Annotated in this window: 18 protein-coding genes; 9 read left to right on the forward strand and 9 right to left on the reverse strand. The window is 69.7% G+C overall.

What is annotated here, in order from left to right; translation table 11 throughout:
* Positions 1-14 precede the first annotated feature (14 nt).
* The 3 genes from hpt (at position 15) to folE (ending at position 3,581) form a co-directional block, all read left to right on the forward strand.
* Positions 15-575: a hypoxanthine phosphoribosyltransferase gene (gene hpt, locus ABCR94_RS31285; RefSeq protein WP_347123943.1), complete on the forward strand. Its 561-nt coding sequence runs from the start codon at positions 15-17 to the stop codon at positions 573-575.
* A 236-nt stretch (positions 576-811) separates the two neighbouring features.
* Positions 812-2,854, forward strand: coding sequence for an ATP-dependent zinc metalloprotease FtsH (gene ftsH, locus ABCR94_RS31290; RefSeq protein WP_347123945.1), 2,043 nt, complete (start codon positions 812-814; stop codon positions 2,852-2,854).
* Positions 2,855-2,975: 121 nt separating this feature from the next.
* Positions 2,976-3,581 (forward strand): GTP cyclohydrolase I FolE, encoded by a 606-nt coding sequence (folE, locus tag ABCR94_RS31295; RefSeq protein WP_347124072.1) that lies wholly within the window; start codon positions 2,976-2,978, stop codon positions 3,579-3,581.
* Positions 3,582-3,746: 165 nt separating this feature from the next.
* Here the strand turns inward: folE and ABCR94_RS31300 are convergent, their stop codons facing one another.
* The 6 genes from ABCR94_RS31300 to ABCR94_RS31325 all read right to left on the reverse strand — a co-directional run bounded on the left by ABCR94_RS31300 (position 3,747) and on the right by ABCR94_RS31325 (position 8,802).
* Positions 3,747-4,229, reverse strand: coding sequence for a DUF3180 domain-containing protein (locus ABCR94_RS31300; protein WP_347123947.1), 483 nt, complete (start codon positions 4,227-4,229; stop codon positions 3,747-3,749).
* 106 nt (positions 4,230-4,335) lie between these two features.
* Positions 4,336-4,953 carry a 2-amino-4-hydroxy-6-hydroxymethyldihydropteridine diphosphokinase gene (gene folK / locus ABCR94_RS31305; protein ID WP_347123949.1) on the reverse strand — a complete coding sequence of 206 codons (618 nt, stop codon included), beginning with the start codon at positions 4,951-4,953 and terminating at the stop codon, positions 4,336-4,338.
* Positions 4,950-5,309 carry a dihydroneopterin aldolase gene (folB, locus tag ABCR94_RS31310; protein WP_347123951.1) on the reverse strand — a complete coding sequence of 120 codons (360 nt, stop codon included), beginning with the start codon at positions 5,307-5,309 and terminating at the stop codon, positions 4,950-4,952. Before folB ends, folK begins: the two co-directional genes overlap by 4 nt.
* Positions 5,310-5,520: 211 nt before the next feature.
* Positions 5,521-6,003: a nuclear transport factor 2 family protein gene (locus ABCR94_RS31315; RefSeq protein ID WP_347123953.1), complete on the reverse strand. Its 483-nt coding sequence runs from the start codon at positions 6,001-6,003 to the stop codon at positions 5,521-5,523.
* Positions 6,000-6,863 carry a dihydropteroate synthase gene (gene folP, locus ABCR94_RS31320; protein WP_347123955.1) on the reverse strand — a complete coding sequence of 288 codons (864 nt, stop codon included), beginning with the start codon at positions 6,861-6,863 and terminating at the stop codon, positions 6,000-6,002. Before folP ends, ABCR94_RS31315 begins: the two co-directional genes overlap by 4 nt.
* A gap of 100 nt (positions 6,864-6,963) precedes the next feature.
* The gene (locus ABCR94_RS31325) at positions 6,964-8,802 is read right to left on the reverse strand and encodes a phosphatidylglycerol lysyltransferase domain-containing protein (RefSeq protein ID WP_347123957.1); all 1,839 of its coding nucleotides are present in this window, start codon (positions 8,800-8,802) and stop codon (positions 6,964-6,966) included.
* 139 nt (positions 8,803-8,941) lie between these two features.
* On the opposite strand from ABCR94_RS31325, the gene ABCR94_RS31330 reads away from it, so the two are divergent.
* Complete coding sequence (locus ABCR94_RS31330; protein ID WP_347123959.1) at positions 8,942-10,060, forward strand: alpha/beta hydrolase; 1,119 nt, start codon at positions 8,942-8,944, stop codon at positions 10,058-10,060.
* Positions 10,061-10,141: 81 nt separating this feature from the next.
* Here the strand turns inward: ABCR94_RS31330 and ABCR94_RS31335 are convergent, their stop codons facing one another.
* Positions 10,142-11,308, reverse strand: a complete 1,167-nt coding sequence (locus tag ABCR94_RS31335) for an ABC transporter ATP-binding protein (protein ID WP_347123960.1) — start codon at positions 11,306-11,308, stop codon at positions 10,142-10,144.
* 162 nt (positions 11,309-11,470) lie between these two features.
* On the opposite strand from ABCR94_RS31335, the gene ABCR94_RS31340 reads away from it, so the two are divergent.
* The 4 genes from ABCR94_RS31340 to ABCR94_RS31355 all read left to right on the forward strand — a co-directional run bounded on the left by ABCR94_RS31340 (position 11,471) and on the right by ABCR94_RS31355 (position 15,322).
* Positions 11,471-12,232, forward strand: coding sequence for an ABC transporter permease (locus ABCR94_RS31340; protein ID WP_347123962.1), 762 nt, complete (start codon positions 11,471-11,473; stop codon positions 12,230-12,232).
* 3 nt (positions 12,233-12,235) lie between these two features.
* Complete coding sequence (locus ABCR94_RS31345; protein WP_347123964.1) at positions 12,236-12,922, forward strand: ABC transporter permease; 687 nt, start codon at positions 12,236-12,238, stop codon at positions 12,920-12,922.
* 71 nt (positions 12,923-12,993) lie between these two features.
* A complete protein-coding gene (locus ABCR94_RS31350; RefSeq protein ID WP_347123966.1) occupies positions 12,994-13,977 on the forward strand; it encodes an ABC transporter substrate-binding protein in 984 nt (327 codons plus the stop codon).
* 76 nt (positions 13,978-14,053) lie between these two features.
* Entirely contained in the window at positions 14,054-15,322 is a 1,269-nt protein-coding gene (locus tag ABCR94_RS31355; protein WP_347123967.1) for a collagen-like domain-containing protein, read from the forward strand.
* Here the strand turns inward: ABCR94_RS31355 and ABCR94_RS31360 are convergent.
* Entirely contained in the window at positions 15,319-16,020 is a 702-nt protein-coding gene (locus ABCR94_RS31360; RefSeq protein ID WP_347123969.1) for a response regulator transcription factor, read from the reverse strand. The two genes, ABCR94_RS31355 and ABCR94_RS31360, sit on opposite strands and share 4 nt — an antisense overlap.
* Positions 16,021-16,054: 34 nt before the next feature.
* Positions 16,055-17,257, reverse strand: coding sequence for a sensor histidine kinase (locus ABCR94_RS31365; RefSeq protein WP_347123971.1), 1,203 nt, complete (start codon positions 17,255-17,257; stop codon positions 16,055-16,057).
* A gap of 183 nt (positions 17,258-17,440) precedes the next feature.
* Here ABCR94_RS31365 and ABCR94_RS31370 point away from each other — a divergent pair, with 183 nt between their 5' ends.
* Positions 17,441-18,457: an SAM-dependent methyltransferase gene (locus tag ABCR94_RS31370; RefSeq protein WP_521978246.1), complete on the forward strand. Its 1,017-nt coding sequence runs from the start codon at positions 17,441-17,443 to the stop codon at positions 18,455-18,457.
* Positions 18,458-18,731 lie beyond the last annotated feature (274 nt).

Consider the following 18,731-nt stretch of genomic DNA (forward strand, 5'->3'; position numbering starts at 1 on the left):
GTACTACGAAAGTGATGCGGGTGGACTCGAACGACATGAGCACCGACCTCAAGTCGGTGCTCATCACCAAGGAAGAAATCGACGCGAAGCTGGCCGAGCTGGCAGCCAAGATCGATGCGGAGTACGTGGGCAAGGACCTGCTCATCGTCGGCGTCCTCAAGGGCGCTGTGATGGTGATGGCGGACCTGGCACGCGCTCTGTCCACCCCCGTCACGATGGACTGGATGGCGGTGTCGTCCTACGGCGCGGGTACCCAGTCCTCCGGCGTGGTCCGGATCCTCAAGGACCTCGACACCGACATCAAGGGCAAGCACGTCCTGATCGTCGAGGACATCATCGACTCGGGCCTGACGCTCTCGTGGCTGCTGTCGAACCTCGGTTCGCGTGAGCCGGCGTCCCTGAATGTATGCACGCTGCTGCGCAAGCCCGAGGCGGCCAAGGTCACTCTCGACGTCAAATGGGTCGGCTTCGACATTCCCAATGAGTTCGTCATTGGCTATGGGCTGGATTACGCAGAGAAGTACCGCAATCTCCCGTTTGTCGGGACGCTCGCCCCGCACGTGTACGGCGGCTGAGCCGGTCCGTATCGGACGAGGACCGGACGAGGGCCGGACGAGGATCTGTCAGAGATCTGACGGAGATCTGACGGGAACCCTTATCCGCTTCCCGCCGTTGAAGCATGGGAAGGCGGGTTCGTCAGCCGTCCCCTGCGGTCGCGGGTGACAATGCTGGGGTACCGTCCGAAGAACAGTCTTTTAAACAGCAGCATTTACCTAGGCAGGAGGGACGGGGCGAGTACCGCCCCGTATGGATGGACGTGAAGCGATACTTCCGTGGGCCGGTCATGTGGATCGTACTGGCCGTCCTCGCCGTGGTCGTGCTGATGCAGGTTGTCGGCTCGTCCGGCGGCTATAAGACGGTGGACACCGCCGAGGTCGTCCAGTCGATCGACAAGAACCAGATCAAGCAGGCCAAGCTGACGACCGGTGACGAAGCAGTCATCAAGGTCGAGCTCAAGTCTGGCCAGAAAGTCAAGGGCAGCAGCAAGATTCAGGCAAGCTACATCGGCGACCAGGGCGTCGCGCTTGCCAACAAGCTGCAGTCGAAGTTCGACAATGGGGACATCGAAAAGGGCTACACGGTCTCCCCCTCCAAGCAGAACCCGTTCGTCGGGATCCTGCTTTCCCTGCTCCCCTTCGTCCTCATCGTGGTCGTCTTCCTGTTCCTGATGAACCAGATGCAGGGCGGTGGCTCCCGTGTCATGCAGTTCGGGAAGTCCAAGGCCAAGCTGATCACCAAGGACACCCCCAAGACGACGTTCTCCGATGTGGCGGGCGCCGACGAGGCGGTGGAGGAGCTCCACGAGATCAAGGAGTTCCTGCAGGAGCCGGCGAAGTTCCAGGCCGTCGGCGCCAAGATCCCCAAGGGCGTGCTGCTGTACGGCCCGCCCGGTACGGGCAAGACGCTGCTCGCTCGCGCCGTCGCCGGCGAAGCGGGCGTGCCGTTCTACTCCATCTCCGGTTCCGACTTCGTCGAGATGTTCGTCGGTGTCGGTGCCTCGCGTGTCCGCGACCTCTTCGAGCAGGCCAAGGCGAACGCTCCGGCGATCGTCTTCGTCGACGAGATCGACGCCGTGGGCCGGCACCGCGGTGCCGGTATGGGCGGCGGGCACGACGAGCGCGAGCAGACGCTCAACCAGCTGCTCGTCGAGATGGACGGCTTCGACGTGAAGGGTGGCGTCATCCTGATCGCCGCCACGAACCGGCCGGACATCCTCGACCCTGCGCTGCTGCGTCCCGGCCGTTTCGACCGGCAGATCGCGGTCGACCGTCCGGATCTGCTTGGCCGTCTTGAGATCCTCAAGGTGCACGCCAAGGGCAAGCCGGTCACGCCGGAGGTCGACCTCCGGGCCGTCGCCCGTCGTACGCCCGGCTTCACCGGCGCCGACCTGGCGAACGTACTGAACGAGGCCGCGCTGCTGACCGCCCGTATGGATCTGAAGCTGGTGGACAACCACGCTTTGGACGAGGCGATCGACCGTGTCGTGGCCGGACCGCAGAAGCGGACCCGGATCATGAGCGAGAAGGAAAAGAAGATCACCGCGTACCACGAGGGCGGCCACGCCCTGGTCGCGGCGGCCTCTCCGAACAGCGACCCGGTGCACAAGGTCACCATCCTCGCCCGCGGGCGTGCCCTCGGTTACACGATGGTGCTCCCGGACGAGGACAAGTACTCGACCACGCGCAACGAGATGCTGGACCAGCTCGCCTACATGATGGGCGGCCGTGCGGCCGAGGAACTCGTGTTCCACGACCCGACCACGGGCGCTTCGAACGACATCGAGAAGGCCACCACCACGGCCCGCGCGATGGTGACGCAGTACGGCATGACCGAGCGTCTCGGTGCGATCAAGTTCGGTCAGGACGGCTCCGAGCCGTTCCTCGGCCGCGACATGGGTCACCAGCGGGACTACTCGGAAGAAGTTGCGGCGCTGGTCGACGAAGAGGTCAAGAAGCTCATCGAGACCGCGCACAACGAGGCCTGGGAGATTCTCGTCGAGAACCGCGACGTTCTCGACAACCTGGTCCTCGCGCTGCTGGAGAAGGAAACGCTGAACAAGGAGCAGATCGCCGAGATCTTCACTCCGATCGTGAAGCGCCCGGCCCGCCCCGCGTGGACCGGATCCTCCCGCCGTACGCCGTCCACCAGGCCGCCGGTGCTCTCCCCGAAGGAACTGTCCCTCACCAACGGAGCCACGGCCAACGGTGCCGTTCCCGCAGTGACGGCAGGCCCGGACACCACCAAGGCCGCTCCGGCGGCCGAGGCGGTCCCCGAGGAGCGTCCCGAGAGCTGACCACTCGGGTCCCACCGGGCCCGGAATGGATGCCGCGTCCCCCAGGTTTTAGCCTTGGGGGGCGCGGCATTCTTCTGTGCCCGCTGGTGTGGGCATGCGAAAGCACAGGAACGAGGCACAAATGACCGACCCGGTGACGCTGGACGGCGAGGGCTCCATAGGCGAGTTCGACGAGAAGCGGGCCGAGAACGCCGTACGTGAGCTGCTCATCGCCATCGGGGAGGACCCCGACCGGGAGGGCCTGCGGGAAACACCGGCACGTGTGGCGAGGGCGTACAAGGAGATCTTCGGCGGGCTGTGGCAGACCCCCGAGGAGGTCCTGACGACCACGTTCGACCTCGGTCACGACGAGATGGTCCTGGTGAAGGACATCGAGGTCTTCTCGACCTGCGAACACCACCTGGTGCCGTTCCGCGGGGTGGCGCACGTCGGATACATCCCGGCGACCAGTGGCAAAATCACGGGGCTTTCCAAGCTGGCCAGGCTCGTTGATGTCTATGCCCGCCGCCCGCAGGTGCAGGAACGACTGACCACCCAGATAGCCGACTCGCTGATGGAAATCCTGGAGCCGCGCGGCGTGATCGTCGTTATCCAGTGCGAGCACATGTGCATGTCGATGCGCGGCATCCGCAAGCCCGGGGCCAAGACGATCACCTCGGCGGTCCGCGGGCAGCTGCGGGACGCGGCGACCCGCAACGAGGCGATGAGCCTGATCATGGCCCGCTAGCAAGCCGTCCCGGTCCTTGCCGCCATTGACCCCGATGGCGGGCCGTCGGGCCAGAGCCGGGCCCCGGACACCTTGAGGGTCGTACGTGGCCCTGCGCGGCCGGGGCCGTGGGAGAAGCCTGCGGGGCCCGGGAAGCCCGAGGGCCGTCGGCCGTACGTACGCGCCCTACACGGCCGGGGCCGTGCCCTGCTCCTCGTCGTCCGGGAGCCGGCAGACCCGCTCCAGGAAGATCGCCGCCGCGATCACCGCCGCGCCCGCCAGGACGGCCGAGCCCGCATAGATGGCCTGCTCCTGGCGGGCGGGGATGTCGAGGCTGTTCATCAGCAGGTACACGCCGGTGCCGCCGTACATCCCGGAGACCAGCGACGCGACCAGCGCACTCGCCTGGCCGAATACCACCGCGCGGGCCGCCATCAGCGGCTCGACGCCCTTGGCGCCGGGGCGCCGCTCGCGCTGGGCGCGCAGCCGGGAGCGCAGCGAGAGGGCGGTCGCGAGCAGGACCGCCGCGATCAGCGCCAGCACGACGGGCGCCGCCAGCGGCACGCTCGGCAGGGTGGAGACGGTGTCCCAGACCCGGGCGCCGCCCCAGGACAGGACTCCGGCCACGGCGAACAGGCCGGCCAATACACCGAGCCGCAGTTGCTTCACCGGGAGAGCCCCTCACATCAGGTCGCATCGGGCAGTTCGCATCGGGCAGGTCAGATCGGGCAGGTCGGATCCGGGTCGGGTCGACACCGGTCCGACAGGCTAACGATTACTCGGGCAGGCGGAGTTCCAGATCGGCGCGCGGAAGTACACCGGCGGTGCCCGCGCCGGCCAGCAGGTCCGCCACCGGGCCGCGGCCGGGCAACTGTGCCTCCGGCTCCACGTCGTGCCACGGGGCCAGCACGAAGGCCCGCTCGTGGGCCCGCGGGTGCGGCAGGGTGAGGGCGGGGTCGTCGGAGACGACATCGGCGTACGCCACGATGTCCACATCGATGGTGCGCGGCCCCCAGCGCTCCTCGCGGACCCGGTCGAAGGCCTCCTCGATGGCCTGGCCGCGCTCCAGCAGGGAGGACGGCGGCAGCGTGGTCTTCACGACGATCACCGCGTTGAAGTACGAGGGCTGGGAGCCGGGGTCGACGCCCCACGGCTCGGTCTCGTACACCGGGGAGACGGCCTTGACCCGCAGGCCGGGGGTGTCCTCCAGGGCGTCGATCGCGCCCTGGAGGGTCTCCAGGCGGTTGCCCAGATTGCTGCCGAGCGAGATCACCGCGCGTTTCGGGTTGGACAGGGTGATGTCGGCCGCGTCCACCTGCTCGACCACGGAGGCGGGTACCGGCTGCACGGTCGGGTCGCTCTGCGTCGCCCCGTTCGAAGAAAACACAGTCATACTCGGCTCCGGGTGATGGTGATGGTCACGTCGTCGAAGGGCACGGTGATCGGGGCGTCCGGCTTGTGGACGCAGACCTCGACCTCCTCGACCCCGTCGTGCTTGAGGCACTGCTGGGCGATCCGCTCAGCGAGCGTCTCGATCAGATCGACCGGTTCTCCCTGTACGACCTCCACGACCTCTTCCGCCACGACGCCGTAGTGCACGGTCTTCGCCAGGTCGTCGGTGGCCGCCGCGGGGCGGGTGTCGAGGCCGAGCACCAGGTCCACGATGAAGGTCTGGCCTTCCGCGCGCTCCCGGGGGAACACGCCATGGTGCCCACGGGCCTTGAGGCCGCGCAGCGCGACACGATCCACGCGAATCACTCCTGCTTTTCGTAGTGAAGAAGGGTTCCTGCCGAGTGCGGTCGGCACGTCACCCTCACTCGAATCTACCTGCGAGCGCCGCCGGTGCTCGCCCACGGGGCCATGGACAGAACCGCGCGGGGCTGGTAGCCGCCCATACCCATGGGGTCCGCCGCCCAACCTCGGCCGCCCGCTGTGAGAGCTCCGACGGGCCCGTACCCGCTCAGGCGGGTGACTCCTCGTCCTCGTCCTCGTCGGTTTCTGTCAGCACGGGTGAACCGTGGTGCGACCAGAGCTTCCAGCCATCGGGCGTGCGGCGGAACACATTGGTGGCCACGATCAGCTGGCCCACCAGGGGACCCAGCTCGCCCGCCTCCTCGGAGGGGCCGCCGCTCAGGGTGTTCTCGGTGCAGTTCACCAGGGCGGTCTCGCCCAGCACCGTCACCTTCACATCGGTGAGGAAGAACTGGATGTACTCGGTGTTCGCCATGATCAGCGCGTACGAGCGCAACACCTCGCCGCGGCCCGAGAGCACCGGCCAGCCGGGGTGGACGCAGGAGATCTCGTCCTCCAGCCAGAGCGACGTCAGCTCCTCGAAGTCACCCTGCTCCACTGCCTCGTAGAACGCGGTGTTGGCCAGCTCGACCAGCTCGGCGTCACCGTGCGCGGAGTCGTCGCGCCCGGAGTCGTCGCGCCGGGAGCTCACAGGGCTCCCTCGATGGCCCTGGCGACTCGTACGGCGTCGGCGGTCGCCCGCACCTCGTGGACGCGCACGGCCCAGGCGCCCTCGTGCGCGGCGATCGCGGAGACCGCAGCGGTGGCCGCGTCACGCTCGCGGGCGGGCGGCGGCGGGGCCGCCTCCGCGCCGGCCAGCACCCGGCCGAGGAACCTCTTGCGGGAGGCGGCGATCAGCAGCGGGCGGCCCAGGGCGCGCAGTTCGGAGAGGTGGGCGACCAGGGCCAGGTCGTGCTCGGCCTGCTTGGCGAAGCCCAGGCCCGGGTCGATCACGATCCGCTCGGGGGCGATGCCCCCTTCGACGACGGCCGCCACGCGCGCGTGGAGCTCGGCCACGACCTCGGCGACCACGTCGGCGTACACCGCGCGGTTGTTCATGTCCTGGCTGAAGCCCCGCCAGTGCATGACGACGAACGGGACTCCGGCCGCCGCGACCACCGGGATCATCGCGGGGTCGGCCAGGCCGCCACTGACGTCGTTGACCAGGACCGCACCGGCCGCGACCGCCTGCTCGGCGACGGCCGCGCGCATGGTGTCCACGGAGACGACGATGCCCTCGGACGCGAGGCCGCGCACCACCGGGATCACCCGCCTCAGCTCCTCGTCCGCGTCGACGCGCGGCGCTCCGGGGCGCGTCGACTCGCCGCCGACGTCCACCAGGTCGGCGCCCTCGGCGGCGAGGTCAAGGCCGCGCTTGACCGCGGCGGTGGTGTCGAACCAGCGGCCGCCGTCGGAGAAGGAATCGGGCGTCACATTGACGACCCCCATCACCGCACAGCGGTCCCACTCCGGCAGACCCTCGATTCGGCCACGCGCACGCAACGTACTCATACGACCAGCGTAGGCGTCAGCAGGGGATACCCGGACCCCGCGTACCCCGCGGGGTACGCGAGGTCCGCGAGGTGGACCACGGGCCGCGGCCGTCCGGCAGTCAGGCGGCCGACCGCTCGGCGTCCAGGCTCCGGGGCTGGTCGAGGTGGGCGCAGGGGCGGCGTGGCCTGCGGGCGGCGCGGCGGGCGAACGGGCGGGGCAGCGCCAGCGTGACGAATCCCTCCGCCTGCATCGCCGCGAAGCCGATGCGCGGCAGGTCGCGGTTGCTGCGGAACACCACGAAACGCGGCTCCCAGCGCGGCCGGAACTTGGCATTGAACTTGTACAGCGACTCGATCTGGAACCAGCGGGAGAGGAAGACCAGCAGGCCGCGCCAGAGTCGCAGCACCGGCCCCGCGCCGATCTTCTCGCCACGGGCGAGCGCCGAGCGGAACATCGCGAAGTTCAGCGAGACCCGGGCCACACCCAGCTGGGGGGCGGCCTGCAGGGAGGCGACGATCAGCAGCTCGTTCATGCCGGGGTCGGCGGAGCGGTCGCGGCGCATCAGGTCCAGGGACATGCCGTCCGTACCCCACGGGACGAAGTGCAGGACGGCCTTCAGATCGCCGTACGGGGAGTCCGCGTCGGCGGTGTTGTGCGCGGTGGCGATCACGCAGTCCCCGTCGCCGGGCTCGCCGATGCGGCCGAGTGCCATCGAGAAGCCGCGCTCGTTGTCGGTGCCGCGCCAGTCGGCGGCGGCCCGTCTGATCCGCTCAAGCTCGGCCTCGCCGAGGTCACGGACGCGCCGCACCCGGGTCTCGTAGCCACCCCGCTCGATGCGCTTCACCATCTGGCGCACGTTGCGCATGGCGCGCCCGCTGAGGGAGAAATCCGGCACGTCCACCACCGCTTCGTCGCCGAGCTCCAGCGCGTCGAGCCCGGTCTCGCGGGTCCACACCTCGCCGCCGGTCTCGCTGCACCCCATGACGGCCGGGGTCCAGGAGTGCGCCTTGGCCTCGTCCATGAAGCGCTCGATGGCGCCCGGCCAGGCCTCGACGTCGCCGATCGGGTCGCCGCTGGCGAGCATCACACCGGAGATCACCCGGTAGCAGACGGCGGCCTTGCCGCTGGGCGAGAAGACGACGCCCTTGTCGTGGCGGAGCGCGAAGTGGCCCAGCGAGTCACGGCCGCCGTGCTTGGCGAGCAGCTCGCGCAGCCGCCGCTCGTCGTCCGGGGTGAGGCGGGCGGCCGGGTGTTCGGGGCGCAGGGCCAGGTAGATGGTGGTGATGGCGGTGAGCAGGCCCAGCGCGCCCAGTGAGTAGCCGACGGTCCAGGAGACCTGGCCTGCGTAGTCGACCGGGCCCTCCAGGCCGAAGAGCCCGTACAGGACGTGTTCCAGCCGCTCGGCGACGCTCGGGTTGCCGACCACCTTCGCCGGGTGTGAGCTGACGATGATCAAGCCAAGCCCGAGGGACCCGGCACCGAGGAGGACGAAGTTCGCCAGAGCCTTCCAGCGGCTGCTCGGGTCGGGCAGTGCGGCGAATTCGCGGCGGTGGCGCAGCAGCAGGGCGAGCAGCGCCAGCGAGATCAGTACGCCGAGGAGCGAGTGGCGGTACGTGAACTGGGCCACGGCCCCGGCGGGCAGCAGCACCACGGCGGCGCGCCAGGCGCGGCGCTTGTGGCGCTTGAGGCCGTGTGCGAGGAGCAGCAGCAGAACGCCGGCGCTGATGGCGAGGGCGGCGGCAAACGGTCCGAGCGCACCCGGCAGCACCTCGGCGACGGTGTGCATCCGGCTGTTTCTGAAGCGCGGGAAAACCCCCGCCGCGATGTCCAGGAGGCCCACGACGGCGCAGGCCGTACCGACCAGGGAGGGCACCGATTCGGGGCGCGGTCCGCTCAGGGCCCGTCGAATCCAATTCGGAACCATCCGTGATTTATCCCCATCTACTTTGCTGGACATCGCTTCCCATGGTTCACGCGAGAGATCTTCTGTCCGTGGGCCGAAGCAGCCGGACAATTTGCGTCCTCTAGGACGGCGCAGCCGGGGAGCGGGTTCACTCACGCTCACGAAATTCTCAGGCAGAAAGCTGTCTCGTCACATGGGTCTCACCAGCAACAAGGTTCTGGCGCTCGCCGTACTCCTGGCAGTGGCGCTGTTCGCGACCACGATCTGGCTCTGGCCGCGGCTGGCCGGCCGCGGCTGGCGCTCGGTGCTGGGCCGTGTCGGGCTGTTGCTGGCGACCCAGGTGCTGCTCTTCGCATCGGTCGGTTTCGCCGCCAACAAATCGTTTCTCTTCTACGGCTCCTGGGGCGATCTCTTCGGTCAGGAGACGGAGATGGGGGTGGTCGTGGACCACTCGGCCGGCGGCAAGGACATCAAGGTCCTCGGCACCCAGGCCGTGGACGTGCCGGGCGGCTCCACGCCCCGGGTGGGCGGCCAGGTGCAGAAGATCGTCGTGGTGGGGCGGAAGTCCGGGATAGACAGCCCCGCCTACGTCTATCTGCCGCCCGAGTACTTCCAGCCGGAGTACGCGAAGAAGACCTTCCCGGCGTCCGTGGTGCTCACCGGCTACCCGGGCACCGCGGAGAACCTGATCCAGGGGCTGCGCTACCCGAAGACGGCGTACACGCAGGTCAAGAGCGGCAAGATGCAGCCGATGATCCTGGTGATGATGCGGCCGACGGTGGCGCCGCCGCGGGACACCGAGTGCGCGGACATACCCGGCGGCCCGCAGACCGAGACCTTCTTCGCCAAGGACCTGCCCAGGGCGATATCGAGGTCCTACCGGGTCGGCACCGAGCCGCGGAACTGGGGCTTCATGGGGAACTCCACCGGCGGCTACTGCGCGCTCAAGATCGCGATGCACCACCCCGGCACCTTCGGCGCGAGCGCGGGTCTCTCCGCGTACTACAAGGCCGCCGACGACGCGACGACCGGCGACCTCTTCGGCGGCAGCCAGGCGCTGCGGCACCGGTCCGACCTGCTGTGGAGCCTGGACCACGCGAAGCCGGGCGCGCTGGCGCGCTCGTCGTTCCTGGTGACCAGCTCCAAGTCGGGCGAGGGGAATCTCAGGAACACCCTGAAGTTCATCAACAAGGTGCCCGCGCCCGCGCGCGTCTCGTCGATCACCCTCGACAGCGGCGGCCACAACTTCAACACCTGGCGGCGCGAGATCCCGCCGGCCCTGGCCTGGATCAGTGGCCGGCTGACGGGCTGACGGGCTGAGGGGCCGACCGGCGGGCTCAGGACGGGCAGCTCAGGACGGGCAGCTCAGGACTGGCAGCCCAGGACTGGCAGCTCAGGGCAGGCTGATCGATTCCACTTCCACCTCGGTACGGGGAACGGCGTGCGCGTCCGCGTCGATCGACCTGCGCAGCGCCTCGTGCAGCCTCGCCGGGGTGAGGACGCCGAGGAAGTGTCCGGCGCTCCCCTCGTCGATGACCGCGATCCAGCCCGCGTCGTGCTGGAGCATCGTGGCGAATGCCTGCTTGAGCGAGGCGCCGACGGGCAGCCAGGCCTCCATGCGGCGGGCGTGCTCGCGTACGGTCCCGGTCGCGGCGTTGGCACGCTCGGCGGAGATCCAGCCGTGCAGATCGTCCTTACTGTCCAGGACGACGGCCCAGCGGGCGCCCTCCGCGGCGAGCATGTCCGCCGCCTTCTTCAGCGGGTCGTCCAGGTGCACGACGGGCGGCTGCTCCAGGTCGCCGGGCTCGATCGGCGTGACGGAGAGCCGCTTGAGACCGCGGTCGGCGCCGACGAAGTCCGCGACGTACGGCGTCGCGGGCATGCCGAGGACGGCGGCCGGGGGGTCGAACTGCTCGATCCTGCCCTGCCCGTAGACCGCGATGCGGTCACCGAGTCGGACGGCCTCCTCGATGTCGTGCGTGACGAAGAGCACAGTCTTGCGCATCTGTGACTGGAGCTTGAGGAATTCGTTCTGAAGGTGTTCGCGTACGACCGGGTCGACCGCCCCGAAGGGCTCGTCCATCAGCAGAACGGGCGGGTCGGCCGCCAACGCTCTTGCCACGCCGACGCGCTGGCGCTGACCGCCGGAGAGCTGGTCGGGGTAGCGGTTCCCGTGCACCTTCGGGTCGAGACCGACCAGGTCGAGCAGCTCGGCGGCGCGCGCGTGGGCCTTGGCGCGCTTGACGCCCAGGAGGTGGGGGACGGTCGCGGTGTTCTCCAGGACCGTCTTGTGCGGGAAGAGGCCGACCTGCTGGATGACATAGCCGATACGGCGGCGCAGCTGCACGGGGTCGACGGTGGATATGTCTTCTCCGTCGAGGAATATCCGGCCGTCGGTCGGCTCGATCAGCCGGTTCACCATCTTCATGGTGGTGGTTTTGCCGCAGCCGGAAGGCCCGACGAGCGTGACCAGTTCCCCCTCGGCGACTTCGAAGGAGAGGTCGTCGACGGCAGTGGTGCCGTCGGCGTACCGCTTGGTGACGTTCTCGAATCGGATCATGATTCCCCATTGTGGCCGGTGCCCTGTGCTGTGACATTTCCCGGGGGGCGACCCCCGAACCCCCGCCCCATGTTGCTGCAATGTGACGGCCTCGGCGATTGTCAGTGGCCGAGGATAGGGTCGTCAGACATAAGTTCGGGTTGTCGGGGGAGGTGGGGCGGCATGAGTGGCGCGCAGAACTGTCTGGCGGCGAACGACTGGATTTGCGGCGAGTATGTCCGGTCCCGCAGCCAGGAGTTGATCGACGCGACGGTGCAGCATGTGTGGATCACCGTGGTCTCGGTGGTGATCGGGCTGCTGATCGCCTTTCCGCTGGCGCTGCTCGCGCGGGGCCGCCGCAGGTTCGCCGGACCGGTCCTGGGCCTGACGACCCTGCTCTACACGATTCCGTCGCTGGCGATGTTCTCGCTGCTGCTGCCGCTGTTCGGCCTCTCACCGGCTGTGGTGATCACCGGCCTGGTGCTCTATTCGCTGACCGTGCTCGTGCGGAACATCCTGGCGGGCCTCGAAGCGGTGCCCGCCGAGGCACGCGAGGCCGCGCAGGGCATGGGGTACGGTCCTGGTCGGCTGCTGTGGGAGGTCGAGCTGCCGCTCGCGCTGCCCGCGCTGCTGGCCGGGGTGCGGATCGCGACGGTGTCGACGGTCGCCATGACGACGATCGGCGCGATCGTCGGGTACGGCGGTCTTGGCACGCTGATCGTCGACGGGCTCGACTCCATCTTCAAGGCGCAGGTGCTCACCGCCTCGGTGATCTGTGTGCTGCTCGCGGTGGTGGCGGACCTGCTGCTGCTCGGGCTGCAGCGGATGCTGACGCCCTGGACCCGGATACGTAGGCCGGGCAGCGGGCGTGCGCCGCGCATCCGTGCGCCGCGTATCCGTGCGGCCCGTGCGGCCCGTGCGGCCGATGTGGCGAAGGTCGGCTGATTCATGGGAGCCATCGGGGACGCCTTCAGCTGGCTGACGACCAACGCCAACTGGCAGGGCGAGAGCGGCATTTGGAACAGGCTGGGCGAGCACCTCTACTTCAGCGGCGTGTGCCTGCTGCTGTCCTGCCTGATCGCGTTGCCGCTCGCGCTGTGGCTGGGGCATCTGGGCCGGGGCGGCGCGCTCGCCATCAATCTCTCCAACGTCGGGCGGGCGATCCCCACCCTCGCGGTGCTGATCCTGCTCACGCTCACCCCGCTGGGCAGGCAGGGTGACCTGCCGACGATCATCGCGCTGGTGCTTTTCGCCGTGCCGCCGCTGCTGACCAATGCCTACATCGGCATGCGGGAGGTGGACCGGGCGGTGGTGGAGGCCGCGCGGGGGATGGGTATGTCGGGGCGCCAGCTGTTCCTCCGGGTCGAGCTGCCCCTCGCGTATCCGCTGATCATGACGGGGCTCAGGTCGGCCGCGGTCCAGGTGGTCGCCACGGCGACGCTCGCCGCGATGGCGGGCGAGGGCGGCCTCGGCCGGATCATCACCGCCGGGTTCAACACGTACAACACCCCGCAGGTGGTGGCGGGCGCGCTGCTCGTCGCCGTGCTCGCGCTGCTCGTCGAGGGCGCACTGGTGGCGGCGCACCGGCTGCTCGACCCCATGCGGCGCCGTGTCGTCCCGCAAGAAACCGCGTGACGGCCCCCATTCCTCCCTTTCTCCTTCGTACTTCTTTCTCTTGTGTCTCTTCTCTTGGATTGGTGAACCTCATGAGCAGGATCTCGCGCACAGCAGGTGCGGTAGTGGCCGTAGTGGCGCTGGCCGGTGGGCTGGCGGCCTGCGGCGGTGGCGACAGCCTGGAGAAGGACAAGGACGGCGGCTCGACCGCGGCCGGTGACGGCGGCAAGAAGGCTTCGCTGGTGATCGGTTCGGCCGGTTTCACCGAGTCCAAGGTGCTGGCCGAGCTGTATGTGCAGCTCCTCGACGACGCCGGATACGGCACCTCCGTCAAGACCGTCGAGAACCGCGAGCTGTACGAACCGGCCCTGGAGAAGGGCGAGATCGACGTCGTACCGGAATACGCGGCCACGCTCGCGGAATTCCTCAACGCCAAGGCGAACGGGCCCAAGGCGCCGGAGCAGAAGCCGGTTGCATCCAGTGATGTCACCGCCACGTACAAGGCGCTGGAAAAGCTCGCGGATCCGCGTGGACTCAAGGCGCTGAAGCCCGGCGAGGCCGTCGACCAGAACGCTTTCGCGGTGACCAAGGAATACGCCGAGAAGAACAAGCTCAAGACCCTCTCCGACCTTGGAAAGTCCAAGCTCAAGGTGAGGATCGCGGCGGGCGACGAATGCACCGTGCGGCCATTCTGCGCACCAGGGCTGAAGAAGACGTACGGCATCGAGGTGACCGGCGTCGACCCCAAGGGCGTGGGCACGCCGCAGGCCAAGCAGGCGGTCAAGGACGGCGCGGACCAGCTGGTGCTGACCACCACGACCGACGCGACGCTGAAAAGCTTCGGGCTCGTACTCCTGGAGGACGACAAGAAGCTCCAGAACGCGGACAACGTACTGCCCGTGGTCAATGCGAAGGACGCCGGATCCCAGGAGATAGCGGACGCGCTCGGCAAGCTCACCGAAGTGCTGACGACGGATGATCTGGTCGAGCTGAACCGCAAGATCGACGCCGACCGGGCGAAGCCCGCGGACGCGGCGAGGGAGTACCTGGAGTCCAAGGGGCTGATCAAGAAGTAGAGGCAGAAGTAACTGCCTGAGAACAGATTGCCGGGGTGGGCCCCATCTGTGGCCTACGCACGGTAAATTTCAGGCCATGCCACGTGGACGCCACCGTCATTCCCCACCCCTGCACAGGATCCTGCCGCCCTTGGCGGTCGCCGGCGCGTCAGCTCTCTGCGCCGCCGGCGCCTGGCTGTTCGCGGAACCGGTGGCGCTCCGCGTCCTGGTCGCCGCCGCAGCCGCCGCGGCGGTCACCGGCGCGGTCCTCATGCGCAGCTGGGACCGCGCGGCGGGCAGACTTGTCGCGGAGCTGACGCGCGCCCGCGCGGGCGACGAGTGGAAGACCGAGGAGCGCATAGCCGACATCGAGGCCGACCTCGACGAGTCGCGCGTCCTGCGTACCAAGCTCGACGACAAGCTGCGCACCAAGCGGGTCGAGCTGGCAGCGCTGCGGGGCGAACACGCCGCGCTGCTGCGGCGGTACGCGACCGCGGAGACCGAGCGGGCCGGCGTGCTGGAGAGCCGCCGGCTGCTCACGATCGCGGCAGCCGCCCCGGCGAAGGCCCTGCCCGCGGCGAGCAGCACGCCGACGCCGTCCGCGTATCTGCGGGCGTCGAGGGCGCTGGACCACCTGGCGCGCAACGCGGCGGAGCAGGAATCACGGAATTCGCGGGACGAGCGGGACGCGGAGGGTTCGCGGGGCACGCCGGGCGAGCGGGATGTGCAGGCCGAGCGGGATGTGCAGGCCGTGTGGGACGCGCAAGGTCCGCAGGACGCGCAGGACGCGCAGGGTTCGCAGGACGTGCCGGGTTCGCAGGGCCCGGACGGGGCGCGGGATGCTCGGAAGTCGCCGGACGCGCGGGGCCCGCAGGGGCCTCGGGGGCCCCGGGGCGCGCGGAAGTCACCGGGTACGCCGGGTACGCGGGGCGCGGTGGGCCCGCTGGGTACGCGGGATGCACCGAAGTCCCCGGAGGCCAGGAAGGCGGAGGAGCCGGAGGAGCCGGAGGGGAAGCACGAGGCGGCCGCCGGTAGCGCCGTGCCCTCCCCGGAGCACTCGCGCCCGTCGTCCGCCATCGTCCCGCGCCCCGCTGCCGCCTCGGCGGTCGTCCCGTACGCCTCGCTGCGCCGCCCCTCCTCGCGGGTGGAGGGCGGATTCGACTTCTTCGGTACGCAGAAGCCCGCCGCGGCGGCCATCGCAGCCGTGCAGAACGTCGACCTCGCGGATGTGGTGGGCGAGGAGGCGCTGGAGGCGGCCCGGAAGGTCGCCGGGACGAGCAGGGCGGTGGGCCAGGTCATCGACCTGACGCCGCACGACGAGACGGAGCAGCTGGACGTGGCGGAGCTCCGCAGCGCGCTCTCCTAACGGGGCGGCGCGGGTTGACCCAACGGGGCCGAGCCGCCACCCGCGCGGACCAGGCCCGACTCGTACGCCAGGACCACGACCTGGACGCGGTCGCGCAGGCCCAGCTTGGTCAGGATGCGGCCCACGTGGGTCTTGACCGTGGCCTCCGACAGGACCAGCCGCGCCGCGATCTCGCCGTTCGAGAGGCCCTGGGCGACGAGCAGCATCACCTCGTGCTCCCGCCCGGTCAGCCGCTCAAGCTCCTTCTGCCGCGGCTCCTTGCCCGTGCTCGGCAGCATCGGCGCGAAGCGGTCGAGCAGGCGCCGCGTCGTGGACGGCGCGACGACCGCGTCGCCGCTGTGCACCGACCTGATCGCGCTCAGCAGTTCGGCGGGCGGCACATCCTTCAGCATGAAGCCGCTGGCCCCGGCCTTCAGCCCCGAGAAGGCGTACTCGTCGAGGTCGAAGGTGGTCAGGATGAGGACCTTGGGGGCGTCGGGCTGCGCGCAGATGCGCCGCGTGGCCTCGACCCCGTCCAGTTTCGGCATGCGCACGTCCATCAGCACCACGTCCACCTCCGCGGTGCGCAGGACCTCGACGGCCTCCTCGCCGTTGCCCGCCTCCGCAACGACCTCCATGTCGGGCTGGGCGGCCAGGACCATCCGGAAGCCGGTGCGCAGCAGCACCTGATCGTCGACGAGCATCACGCGGATGGACATGGGAGGGGGCCTCTCGTAAAGGTCAAAAAAGCGGTCAATGGGCGGGCTTGAGCGGCAGGAGCGCGCTGATCCGGAAACCACCGCCGGACCGTGGCCCGGCATCCAGCGTGCCGCCGACCATACCGACGCGCTCCCGCATACCGATGAGCCCGTGCCCCCGGCCGTCCGCGCCGCCGTCCTCGTACAGCTCGTGCGCCGCGCCCCGCCCGTCGTCCTCGACGAGCAGACCGAGCCCGTCGTCGAAGTAGACCAGCCGCACGCTCGCGCCCACATCGGGGCCACCGTGCTTCCGCGCGTTGGTGAGGGCCTCCTGCACGATGCGGTACGCCGTGAGCTCCACCCCGCTCGGCAGTGGCCTGGCGGTCCCCTCGACCTTGAAGTCGACGGTGAGGCCCGTGCTGCGCACCTGCTCGACAAGGTCCTCGATCTGCTCGACGTCGGGCTGCGGCACGTACTCGCCGCTCTCCCGCTGCTCGCCGGTCCGCAGCACACCCAGCAGCCGGCGCATCTCCGCCAGCGCCTGCCGGCCGGTCATCGAGATGGTCTCAAGCGCCTGCTTGGCCTGGGCGGGGGAGGCGTCCAGGACGTATGCCGCGCCGTCCGCCTGCACCACCATCACCGACACGTTGTGCGCGACGACGTCGTGCAGTTCGCGGGCGATACGGGCCCGCTCGGCGGCGACCGCGACCTTCGACTGGGCCTCGCGTTCCTTCTCCAGGCGCGCGGCGCGCTCCTCCAGCTCCGCGAAGTACGCCCGTCGGGTCCGCATGGAGTCGCCGAGCACCCAGGCGAGTGCGAACGGCAGGGTCAGTACGACGGCGAAGAAGATCGCCGGGACGATCGTGCCGTCTTTCTCCGCGGGCCACCGCAGCTGAGCCAGGGTGGCCGCGCTCAGGCCGCAGAACAGGGCGACGCGGGAGATCCACCGTGGCCCGTCGCTCGCGGCGATGGTGTAGGTGATGACGAGCATGGCCCAGTCGGCCGGATTGACTTCCACGTCGATGACGAGCTGGACGATGCCCAGCACGATGGTCAGCGCCAGCATCTTTTCCGGCGCGCGGCGGCGCAGCGCCACCACGACGCAGAGAAGCGTGATGACGGCGATGGCGGCGATGAGGGGCCAGGTTCCGGTCGGCACCTGGGCCGCCCACAGCATCGAGAACCCGAAGAGGGTCACAGCCCAGAAGCTGTCGACACTCGTCGGGTGCCTGCGGATGAAGTCGTAGAGGCGTTGCACGTGACCCAGCGTAGGGAAACCGAATAGGTGCAGGGGTCAACCGGAGGGGCGATCCGAGTAGCGAGTGTGTACTCCCCAAGGTGGAGGCCAGGTGTCAGACCGGGCGATTCCGGACCTTCTTGACAGTCGGGGAGAGGCAGGGCTCGCCGGCCCGGCGCGCGGCCGACGGGAGAGACTGGGACCGTGATAGATGCCCTGGGCGAATCGGACCAGTCGGATGCGTCGGAGTTGTCGGGCGAGTGGCTGGGGTGGCGTGAGGCGACCGAGCGGGCGTTGTACGGGCCCGGCGGTTTCTATCTGCGCCCGGAAGGCCCCGCCGGGCATTTCCGTACGTCCGTGCACGCCTCCCCGCTCTTCGCCTCCGCCGTGGCCCGGCTGCTCACCGAGACCGCCGATGCGCTCGGTCGGCCGAACGGCCTGGCGCTCGTCGATGTCGGCGCCGGGCGCGGCGAGCTGCTGACCGGAGTGCTGGCCGCGCTCCCGGCCGGCCTGACGGTCCGGGCGTACGCCGTGGAACGCGCGGCGCGCCCCGCCGGGCTCGACCCCAGGATCGAGTGGGTCGCCGAGCCGCCCGTCGGTGTCACCGGGCTGCTCTTCGCCAATGAATGGCTCGACAACGTGCCGGTGGATGTGGCGGAGGTCGACCCGTACGGGGTACCGCGCCACGTCCTGGTCCGCGCGGACGGCGAGGAGATGCTCGGCGGGCCGGTGACCGGAGCCGACGCCGAGTGGCTCGCGCGCTGGTGGCCGCTCGACGCCGAGCCGGGCCTGCGCGCCGAGATCGGCCGCCCCCGGGACGAGGCGTGGGCCCGCGCCGTCGCGACGCTCGACGCGGGCCTCGCGGTGGCCGTCGACTACGCCCACGCGCGCGTGGCCCGGCCCCCCTTCGGCACCCTGACCGGTTTCCGCGCCGGCCGTGAGGTCCCGCCGGTGCCGGACGGGACGTGCGACCTCACCGCTCATGTGGCGCTGGATGCCTGTGCGCTGCCGGGCGCGGAGCTGCTCACTCAGCGGGACGTGTTGCGGAAGCTCGGCGTCTCGGGTGACCGGCCGTCGATCTCGCTGGCCGCCGGCGATCCGGTGGCGTACGTCCGGGCCCTGTCGGTGGCGGGCGAGTCGGCGGAGCTCACCGCGAAGAACGGGTTGGGCGAGTTCGGCTGGCTGTTCCAGCGGGTGCCCGCCGACCACCACCCCTGGTGATAGCTGCCCGAGCCGCCGTCGTGCTGCCCCTCCCGTACCCAGTACGTCTTCGGCGGGACCTGGGGTCTGTGCGGCACCGGCTTGGGGGGTGTGCTCTTCTTTCCGCCGCTTTCCCGCGCCGCTTTCCCGCCGCCGTTCCCTTTCCCCTTTTCCCCGTCGCTCTTCTTCCCCTTCCCCGGGTTCTCCTTGGTGGGCTTTCGGGCGGGCGCTGCGGAAGCTGCGGGTGAGGGCCCGGTGGTGACCCCCACCGCGGATTTCGCCGACCCGTCCGAGT

This window comes from Streptomyces changchenzhani, assembly GCF_039766235.1.
GTDB lineage: Bacteria > Actinomycetota > Actinomycetes > Streptomycetales > Streptomycetaceae > Streptomyces.